Annotated in this window: 1 protein-coding gene; it reads left to right on the top strand. The window is 50.7% G+C overall.

Annotation, left to right across the window (positions count from 1 at the left end):
* The first annotated feature begins 152 nt into the window (after positions 1 to 152).
* A complete protein-coding gene (locus tag B3K91_RS03370) occupies positions 153 to 1,925 on the top strand; it encodes a transporter substrate-binding domain-containing protein (RefSeq protein ID WP_292593993.1) in 1,773 nt (590 codons plus the stop codon).
* Positions 1,926 to 2,126 lie beyond the last annotated feature (201 nt).

Below are 2,126 nucleotides of genomic sequence, written 5' to 3'. Positions count from 1 at the left end.
GACGAACATCCTGAAAAGAATCTGCTTCCAAAAGCTGTCCGAGTGAGACGACCACTTGCCAATAAGCTTCGCCAGTAATAATTGTTGCTTGTGAAACGTGAGATTTCGTCTAGAATAGGAATCATAACACACTCAATTGGAGGTGCAGAAAAGTGAAATCTTCTATTTCCAAGATTTCCATTATCCTTGTTCTTTTTCTATCGGCTGTGGGCCTGGCCCAGCCCATTACCTTCCTTGTAAATCCCGATTACGATCCCTTCAGTTACCTGGATGAAGGCCATCTGGAGGGCTTCCTCGTCGATCTGATCGAATCGCTGGAAAGCGAAACGGGCATCGACGTCGTGATGAAGCCCGTTAAATTCGACGAAGCCCTCGAAATGTTACAGGGCGAAGGGAGATACTGCATTCCCTCTCTTGTCTTCACGACCCAGAGAAAAGCTCTTTATCAGTGGGTAGGCCCCGTTGTCATAACGAACACTTACCTCTACACAAGAGAAGAGCTCTCAAGTGAATTCAAATCGCTGGAGGACGTCAGAAACGCAAACTCGGTGGGCGTGGTTAGAGAATACTACTCCCACAAACTCTTAGAGGAGCAGGGATTCGACAACCTAATCATTTTTGAAGACGAGGAGTCATTGCTCGATGCCCTATTTGTCGGGGAAACCGACCTCGCGCCCTTCAACTCGGCAGTTCTACGACAGCTACTCCAGAAAGAACAGGCCTCTAATCTTCTCGTGCCAACAGTTGCGATCGACCTTGACATGACATACCTCGGTTTCTCGAAGGACGTCCCCTCCGAAATCGTGAGCGCATTCCAGAAGGCTCTCGACGGTCTCAAGGCATCCGGCTCCTTCTCCGAACTCTACGGCCAATGGTTCCCCGGACAGCCCGTTCCCGGCATCTACACCTTCCTGACCGAGGAGTACCCGCCCGTTACCTTCAAAGGTGAAAATGGAGAACCGACGGGCTTCGTAACCGAAATGGTAAAGGAGATCCTCCGTAGAAACGATATGTCTGGAGAGATCCTTATAGTCCCATGGTCCATCGGCTATGAACTGGCCTCGAATCTGCCGAACGTCTTCCTCTTCAGCATGGACCAGACCGAGCAACGAAGGGATAACTTCGAGTGGATCGGACCGGTGGGAAAGAACACCGCTTACCTTTACGCCCGCAAAGACACCGACGCCCCAGCTACAGATCTCGAATCCGCAAAGACTGTCGCGGCCATAGGCACTACGACGAACTGGTGGACTGAACAGCTCCTGAAGGAGATGGGCTTCGAGAACCTCGTGAGCTCTCTCGATCCTCTCGACACCGTCGTACAGCTTTTCGAAGGCGAAACAGATCTGGCAGTCTTCACCGACCTCACTGTCGGCGAGCTCGTCAAGAACGCGGGTTACAGCATGGACGACCTGGAAGCCCTTATTGAGCTTCAAACAAACTACTTCTACATCGCAGCTTCGAAGGGAACTAACTTCGGTATGATTCTGAGCTTCCAGAAGACTCTCGACGAAATGAAGCGCGACGGAAGCTTCGAAGAAACAATCAGAGAATTCGTGCCGAACATGCTCGTGACATCGCTGCTCTGGAATTCCTCTCATATTGACGTAAAGGGTCTTCGAACCTCCATGAACACCCTCTCCGTAGGCGAGATAGCTACCGTGGAACTCCAGGAGAACGGCTCCACCGGATATATCTGGGACGTAAAGATAACCAATCCAAACGTCGTTTCGCTGATCTACGAGGGCTCGATCTTCGAAAGGAAGTTCCTTGACGATTCCCAACTTGTGGGAGCGCCCTATAGTGTCCAGTGGGTATTCGAAGCCCAGCAACCCGGCGAGACAGTTGTCATATTCTCCCTCAGGCGCCCCTGGGAAAGCGTCCATCCAATACAGACCTTTGCGATAAACATAGTAGTCGAGTAAAAACGAAACATACATGATTATAGTGGCAGGAAGGCTTTTGCGGCCTTCCTGCCGTTAGGGTGTGTGTGTAGTACAGTTCCAAGTTACAAGTTCTGAGTTGCAAGGGAAAACCAGTTGCAAGTTCCAAGTTGTTAGTTGTAAGAGAAAGCATAAGAACGGGGTTGGGGGTTGCGGGTTCGTGTGTGCCAAGAAGGCGAAGAA

Source organism: Mesotoga sp. UBA5847, assembly GCF_002432735.1.
Classification (GTDB): Bacteria; Thermotogota; Thermotogae; order Petrotogales; family Kosmotogaceae; genus Mesotoga.
This window is presented reverse-complemented; position numbering and strand designations above follow the sequence as displayed.